Annotated in this window: 6 protein-coding genes, 7 tRNA genes and 1 pseudogene; all 14 read right to left on the bottom strand. The window is 47.1% G+C overall.

The features are described from left to right. Positions 1–396: pseudogene (locus PJK55_RS15065) on the bottom strand (glutamine--fructose-6-phosphate transaminase (isomerizing)); the annotation flags it as partial. A 359-nt stretch (positions 397–755) separates the two neighbouring features. Continuing rightward, on the bottom strand, positions 756–2114 hold the full coding sequence (gene glmM / locus PJK55_RS15060; RefSeq protein ID WP_214697357.1) for a phosphoglucosamine mutase: 1359 nt from the start codon (positions 2112–2114) through the stop codon (positions 756–758). Between the two features lie 36 nt (positions 2115–2150). Beyond that, the gene (locus PJK55_RS15055; RefSeq protein ID WP_271306318.1) at positions 2151–3431 is read right to left on the bottom strand and encodes a CdaR family protein; all 1281 of its coding nucleotides are present in this window, start codon (positions 3429–3431) and stop codon (positions 2151–2153) included. Then, positions 3432–4292: a diadenylate cyclase CdaA gene (cdaA, locus tag PJK55_RS15050; protein WP_214785821.1), complete on the bottom strand. Its 861-nt coding sequence runs from the start codon at positions 4290–4292 to the stop codon at positions 3432–3434. A 127-nt stretch (positions 4293–4419) separates the two neighbouring features. After that, positions 4420–5055, bottom strand: a complete 636-nt coding sequence (locus PJK55_RS15045; protein ID WP_271306317.1) for a hypothetical protein — start codon at positions 5053–5055, stop codon at positions 4420–4422. Next, a complete protein-coding gene (sigW, locus tag PJK55_RS15040) occupies positions 5052–5627 on the bottom strand; it encodes an RNA polymerase sigma factor SigW (protein WP_012727640.1) in 576 nt (191 codons plus the stop codon). Before sigW ends, PJK55_RS15045 begins: the two co-directional genes overlap by 4 nt. Positions 5628–5757: 130 nt before the next feature. Beyond that, entirely contained in the window at positions 5758–6660 is a 903-nt protein-coding gene (gene rocF / locus PJK55_RS15035) for an arginase (RefSeq protein WP_271306316.1), read from the bottom strand. A 201-nt stretch (positions 6661–6861) separates the two neighbouring features. Further along, positions 6862–6937: transfer RNA gene (locus PJK55_RS15030), tRNA-Ala, on the bottom strand. 18 nt (positions 6938–6955) lie between these two features. Beyond that, positions 6956–7030: transfer RNA gene (locus PJK55_RS15025), tRNA-Gly, on the bottom strand. A gap of 6 nt (positions 7031–7036) precedes the next feature. After that, a tRNA-Lys gene (locus tag PJK55_RS15020) sits at positions 7037–7112 on the bottom strand. A 5-nt stretch (positions 7113–7117) separates the two neighbouring features. Next, a tRNA-Tyr gene (locus tag PJK55_RS15015) sits at positions 7118–7201 on the bottom strand. Positions 7202–7207: 6 nt separating this feature from the next. Further along, a tRNA-Thr gene (locus PJK55_RS15010) sits at positions 7208–7280 on the bottom strand. Between the two features lie 31 nt (positions 7281–7311). Continuing rightward, positions 7312–7387, bottom strand: a tRNA-Val gene (locus PJK55_RS15005). A gap of 3 nt (positions 7388–7390) precedes the next feature. Next, positions 7391–7465: transfer RNA gene (locus PJK55_RS15000), tRNA-Glu, on the bottom strand. Positions 7466–7470 lie beyond the last annotated feature (5 nt).

Raw genomic sequence — 7470 nt, 5'->3', positions numbered from 1 at the left:
AAAGTGCTTCTCCATGAGCTGGACGATGACTTCCGTGTCCGTCTCCGAGAGAAACGGGACGTCGAGCGTCTTCTTGATGATTTCGTCGTTCTCAATCACGCCGTTATGCACGAGCGTGAAGCGTCCTGTCGTACTTTGGTGCGGGTGGGCGTTCGGTACGCTCGGTACCCCGTGTGTCGCCCAACGTGTGTGGCCGATTCCAATCGTGCCGTCTACTTCTGCTGGGATGATTTCGCGTAGCGCAGCGATGCGACCGACTTCTTTGTGAACGTTGACATTTTCATGCATCAACGCAAGACCTGCCGAGTCATAACCACGGTACTCGAGTTTTTCAAGACCTTTGAGAAGGACTTCCTTCGCTCCGGTATTCCCAATCATTCCTACAATTCCACACATAAACAAATCTCCTCTATTCTTCGATTTCTCGAAAAAGGAAACGGGCTTTTTCTAAGAGCTGTCAACACATACTTCTTTGTCCGTCCGGTCACCCGTTCGTTTTAAAAGTATGTTTTTCGTCGTGACAGGCGACGAGGAGGCATCCGCCGAAATCTCGATAACCTCCAACCTCGTCAACTCCGTAGAGTTCTGGCGCTTGTTCGTACTCTTGTGTCCTTCCGTTTCCAAGGTCACGCTCTTAATAGTACAAATCACACCCCCATTCGTCAAGAAGAACCATTGTTTTCTCGATGACAAAACGGAAACAAAAAGGGAATCCAACGTTGGATTCCCTTGTGTTATTCCCGGTTTCTGAAAAATTATCCTTCTACGCCGTAATCTTCACGGACAACTTGCGCGATTTTTTCAACGTAGAGGTCGCACTCTTCCGCTGTCGGCGCTTCTGCCATGACACGGACGAGTGGTTCTGTTCCAGATGCACGGACGAGAATACGACCGTTCCCAGCCATTTCCGCTTCTGCTTCTTGAATCGTCGCGAGGACACGTTCGCCGTTCATCGCATCGTTCTTATTCGTTACACGAATGTTGACGAGCTTTTGCGGATAAACCGGCATCTCAGCCGCCAACTCAGAAAGTTTACGGCCTGTCGACTTGACGATTTCCGCCAATTGGACGCCTGATAACATCCCGTCACCCGTTGTCGAGTGATCGAGGAAAATCAAGTGACCCGACTGTTCACCACCGAGTGTGTATTGATGTTTCTTCATTTCTTCCACAACATAACGGTCACCAACTGCTGTTTGAAGCGCAGTCATGCCCGCTTCTTCCACAGCTTTATGGAAGCCAAGGTTACTCATGACCGTCGCGACAATCGTATTGTCTTTCAAACGACCTTTTTCACTCAAGTATTTCCCGCAGATGTACATGATTTTGTCCCCATCCACGATATCACCGTTCTCATCAATCGCAATCAAACGATCTCCATCACCATCAAAGGCAAGACCCATATCCGCTCCTTTTTCACGAACGAACTCAGCCAAGTGCTCAGGGTGTGTCGAGCCGACACCTTCGTTGATGTTCAACCCGTTCGGCGAGTTTCCGATTGTCGACACGTTCGCCTCAAGGTCAGCGAAGAGACGAGCTGCAAGACCACTCGTTGCACCATGTGCACAGTCAAGCGCGATGTGAAGGCCATCAAAGTCCTCTTCTACAGTCTGTTTCAACATTTGAAGATACTTTTGTGCACCTTCATAATAATCTGAAACGAAACCGAGGTCTTTTCCAGTCGGCCGTGGGAGTGTATCTTCTGCAGCGTCCAAAATGTCTTCGATTTCTTGCTCGGTTGCGTCATCTAATTTGAAACCATCGCTACCGAAGAATTTGATGCCGTTGTCTGCAACGGGGTTATGCGATGCCGAAATCATGACTCCCGCTGTCGCATCTAATGACTTCGTCAAGTAAGCGACCCCAGGTGTCGAGATGACACCGAGACGCATAACTTCTGCACCGATTGAAAGAAGACCCGCAATCAATGCACCCTCTAACATATGTCCTGAGATTCGTGTGTCACGACCAATCAAGACCTTTGGCTGTTCGCCTTCTGGCAAATGTTTCGAGAGCACGTAGCCACCCGCACGACCTAAACGATATGCTAATTCCGCAGTTAACTCAGAGTTCGCAACACCGCGAACCCCATCTGTTCCAAAATATTTACCCATAAGATTAAATCCTCACTTTTGTATGATTGAACATCTTTATTGAATGGAAGATGTTTCTGTTTCTTCATCGACGCTCGTCAATTGAACATCGATTGTTTTCGGCGAGACGACGGTCACGCCTTTTGGTACTTCATAATCTACATCTACCGCGTGTGTCCCACTCGGTAAACCCGTCAAATCCAATGTCACGTTGACACTGTTCGAGGAGATGCTCTCTAGTAGGGATCGTTTCCCTGACAGTGTTACACTGACGACTTCTTGCGTTTGAACCGTGTAATTTGTCCGGTCATATCCACGAACATTGACAGGCACCGTCAATCGAATCCGTTCCGTCAATTCACCCGTGTCATCTTTCGACTCGTCGTTTGGACGAATCAACACTTGGACTTCGACTTCTTTTTTACCGAGAGATGTCGCTCCTTCTGGAAGGCGGAGGGTAGCATTTAACTTTTCAGACTTCGTTAAGTCATCCAGCTCAATCGGTTCCGTTTCGATTGTTTCGAGTGCATCGAGCACTTCTTTTGGTGCAAAGACACGGACTTCCGTCTCAGCTAACAATGTATCGACTAGTCGGAAGTCATCCGTCACTTCTCCACTCGTAACGACCTCGATTGGAATCATCGCACTTTCATCATAGATCGGTACGGTGACATTGATGATATTCGGGTCGACCGACACGTTTAATGGGTTCCCATTCGCATCTAAAATAGTCGGGGGAATTTCTTGTGTAAACGTCTGACTTTCATTCGAAACGTCTACATTTAACGTGATCTCTTTCACGTTTTGAATCCGACTCGCGCCACCCGTGACTTTCACAGACGACGGTTCGATTTCGACATCACCCGCTACTTTCCCGTCCGGTAACTGATCTTTGTTTAATAAGTTGACAGATACTGGCACTTCAATCGTTTGTTTCCGGTCAATATAGATTTCGACAGTCTCTCGGTCTAACTTGACGTTGACATCGCCACCGAATCCTCGTGCCTCAACCGGAACACGGTGAAAGCCAGTCCCGAGATTCGTCAAGTCGACGAATACTTGATAATCTTTCACCAATTTGGTCATCGTTAAACTACTAGAAGGGCCTTGAAGCTCAACGCCCATCTCTTCCGGTACATTATATGCGACATACTGCACCTCATCAAAAAATACTTCGACCGGCACATCGAGCGTCATGGAACTCTGTCCGACGATCGGCAGCGCGCTCGACGCATTGTTTGAGGAACTGGTCTCAGCGACCATTAAGTATAAAAGGACGGCTAAAGCAAGTGCGATGAAGCGGAGAAACCATTTATGTTGTAACCACTGATCAATCACTTACTTATCCCCTCCTTTTTTACCGAAGAACGAGAGGGTCGTCTCTTTTTCTTCGATGACGAGTTCTTGAATTAATTTGTTGCGTAGCGCTTCTTCATCCAATTCGCGATACAGACGTCCTGCAATCGCAAGGGAGACCGCTCCCGTCTCTTCTGAGACGGTAAGGGTGACACTGTCTGTCACTTCACTGACACCGATAGCTGCACGGTGACGCGTCCCGAGCGCTTTATCGATATGTGGGCTTTCAGAGAGCGGTAAATAACAAGCTGCCGCTGCTATCTTCCCGTCTTGAATAATCATCGCCCCATCATGAAGCGGCGTGTTTGGAATGAATAAGTTAATAATCAACTGAGACGTAATATGTGAGTCCATCCGAATGCCTGTCTCGACATATTCATTAAGTCCCGTATCGCGTTCGATGGCAATCAATGCACCGATTCGACGTTTGGACATATACTGCGCAGAACTGACGATGGCTTCAATCATTTGTCGTTGTTGCTCTTCGTCACTCGTTCCCGTACGACCGAATAAATTGCTCGTTCGTCCGAGATGTTCAAGACCACGTCTCAACTCAGGTTGAAAAATGATGATAATCCCAAGAAGACCATACGTAATCACCTGATTTAGCAAGAACTGGAGCGTCTTCAATCCGAAGAAACCGCTCAAGAACCAACTGACCAGGATGATCGAAATCCCTTTGATTAACTGAACTGCTTTTGTCCCACGTACAATCATCATTAACTTATAAATCACGTACGTGACGACGACGATATCTAAAACATCATTCAAATAATCGTACCAATGTACGTTTTCTGAAAGATTTAAAAATGAGAAAAATGATACTTGTTCAAGTAGCGGCAAATGCTCCCCTCCTTCACTACCTAGCTAAATCGTGCAATTTCCATTATATCATCAATTCTGTATATTCGCATTGCGACACTTCAAAACGAAACCAGATTGAAACGAAAAAAAGACGCCAGAAGCGTCTTTAGAATAGTTGTTTCATCGAGTACCAAATCCACTCGAACATTTGGTCAATTTGTTCAAGCTCACCTGTCACTTGACCGGCACTGGCTAAATACGCACGACCATTTACAGCGGTCGCGTCACCTTTGACCGTTCCTTCGATTCGTAAATCGCCACCTTGAACGGTGATATCCTTCTCGACCGTTACACCGGCTGGCACAATGACTTCGTTCTCTGACACGACAACCCCTGGTACTTTTGTATAGGTCATCGTCTCAGATGCACTGTTCCAGAGTCCAAGTGTCGCACTAGACATTAGACTGAAGAACAGGACCGCCGCAATTAAAGCCGGGTGTCGTTGTAGCCAAGCGATTTGCTTCGAGTGCGGTTTTCGTTCTTTTCGAATCGATTTTGATAATGGAATGACCGTATCGGGTGCTTTTTGTACAGATGCTTCAGGCAAAGCGGCCATCACACGTGTAGTAAAATCGGCTGATAACTTTGGACGAGGCAATGCTTTCAGTTCTGCGTCGATTCGTTCATATTGTAGATACGACTCGTATAATTCGTCGTCTTCTAGCAATTGACGCAATTCGTCAGATTCTTCGGGCAAAACGCCATCTTCCAAATATTGTTGTACTTTTTCTTCAGGAGTCAATTGAACCCCTCCCTATTTTGAAAGATTGTTTTTAACATTTCTCTTCCCCGGAAGATCCTTGTTTTAACCGTTGCGACCGGCATGTCGATCATCACGCTGATTTCTTTTAATGACAAATCATCCACATACTTTAGGAGTAAAGGAATACGATATTTGTCGGGGAGTTGCTTGATCGCTTCATGCATCTCACTTCGAATTTCGCGATGAACCACTTGGGCATCGGGTTGGGGCGCTTCATCAGCTAAGTGGTCTTGATAGGTCAAACCGTCTGTACCTGCAATTTCGGCATCCATCGAATACTCCGGTTTTCGTTTCCTTAATCGATCAATGGCAACGTTCGTTGTGATTCGATAGAGCCACGTTTTGAACTTATATTGTGCGTCATACGTATCGATTCGTGTATACGCACGAATGAACGCTTCTTGGGCAGCGTCTTCCGCTTCGCCACGATCATACAAAATTTTATAGGCGATTGCAAAGACGCCATCCTTGTATAGTTCTACCAGTTCGGCAAACGAATCGTGATTCCCCGCCCTCAATTCATCTACCAAACGGGTGGTCAGCCGTTCCATCAATCCACTTCCCCTCTCCGCTACACATGCGGTCATTTCTATATACGTCTCATGATTCAAATGGTTTCATTTAAAATAAAAAAAGTTTCCACCCCCATTGTAGCAAACGGGTTTGGAAACTGTAAGGAAATCAGACTGTCTCGCCTTCCAATAACAGGTTTTCTTTTGATTTTATGATCGTTTCACACAGACGATACGCTAAATTTGCCGTCATATCTTCTCGGTCTAACACTGGATTCAATTCAACGAGTTCGACAGCAATTAAATCATCTGCTTTCATAGCTTCTGTTAAAATCGCTTTGGCCTCGTCTTCTGTCAGACCACCATCAACCGGTGTCCCAGTGCCGGGTACAAGTGATGCATCTAAACTATCCATATCAAAGCTGATATAGAAACGATTGACGCGTTCACGTAGATAATTCAATGCTTCTTGCATGATGACATCGACACCACGCGTGCGCACTTCTTCTACAGTAATAACTTTGATGCCAAGTCGATTAATCTCGTTCATTTCCCCTTCATCGATATCACGAAGTGCGATGTATACTAAATGCTCCGGTGATAACTTCGGCTCACGTCCGCCCACCTCTGTCAAACGAACGTCACCCATGCCCATTGCAGCCGCAAGCGGCATTCCATGAATGTTACCGGATGGTGACGTTTCTCCAGTATTCAAGTCAGCATGAGCGTCTACCCAGATGACACCGTATGGTCCTGTTTGAGCCAACCCAGCGAGTGTACCGATTGCCATACTATGATCGCCCCCAACGATCAATGGGAATCGATTCGCTGTAATCTCGCGATGCACAACTTCCGCCAATTCAGTGACTGTGTGTAGGACACCATCGACTCGCTTCAAGTGTTCCTCATTTTCACGAATTTCAGATTCCGGTAACACGCGAATCGTATGTTTGACCGTTTCCGATGGCAGGAGTGCCTCCATGCCTAATTCGTTTAATTTTGCTGGTCCTTGGTCAACCCCGAGTTTCCCTTGACCGTATCGCAGCGGTACATGAATATATGACCATTGCATTGCCATTCCCCCTTTGAACGCTTGATAACTAAATTGTAAACGCTATCATTCGTTTGGTTCAACTCGGCATTACAATGAATAAACATACAAAAAGGCAGCCTGAATGGTGGCAGGCTGCCTTTCTCTGTACTCTCATTTGAATGGTTCATGGTTTTAGGCAAAAAAAAACTTAAGTCATCACTAACTTAAGAAACAAACATATGGTGGAGCCTAGCGGGATCGAACCGCTGACCTCCTGCGTGCAAGGCAGGCGCTCTCCCAGCTGAGCTAAGGCCCCATAACAGGGATAAGAATATGGAGCGGAAGACGGGATTCGAACCCGCGACCCCGACCTTGGCAAGGTCGTATTCTACCACTGAACTACTTCCGCAAAAAATGGTGAGCCATGCAGGGCTCGAACCTGCGACCCTCTGATTAAAAGTCAGATGCTCTACCAACTGAGCTAATGGCTCAAACCTGGTGGGGGGGGGCGGATTCGAACCGCCGAACCCGAAGGAGCGGATTTACAGTCCGCCGCGTTTAGCCACTTCGCTACCCCCCCGAGGAGTGCCGGCGAAAGGATTCGAACCCTCGACCCTCTGATTACAAGTCAGATGCTCTACCAACTGAGCTACACCGGCATATATATAGGTTTGATGTAATACATAAAAATGGTGGAGGATGACGGGATCGAACCGCCGACCCCCTGCTTGTAAGGCAGGTGCTCTCCCAGCTGAGCTAATCCTCCATATGGTGACCCGTACGGGATTCGAACCCGTGTTACCGCCGTGAAAGGGCGGTGTCTTAACCGCTTGACCAACGGGCCTAAAT

Origin of the sequence: Exiguobacterium sp. MMG028 (assembly GCF_027947425.1) — a bacterium.
Classification (GTDB): domain Bacteria; phylum Bacillota; class Bacilli; order Exiguobacteriales; family Exiguobacteriaceae; genus Exiguobacterium; species Exiguobacterium aestuarii_A.
This window is presented reverse-complemented; position numbering and strand designations above follow the sequence as displayed.

What these genes read in the sequence shown, in the direction of transcription:
- glmM (WP_214697357.1), bottom strand. Translation starts at nt 2,114, where the DNA reads ATGGGTAAATATTTTGGAACAGATGGGGTTCGCGGTGTTGCGAACTCT.
- rocF (WP_271306316.1), bottom strand. Translation starts at nt 6,660, where the DNA reads ATGCAATGGTCATATATTCATGTACCGCTGCGATACGGTCAAGGGAAA.
- sigW (WP_012727640.1), bottom strand. Translation starts at nt 5,627, where the DNA reads ATGGAACGGCTGACCACCCGTTTGGTAGATGAATTGAGGGCGGGGAAT.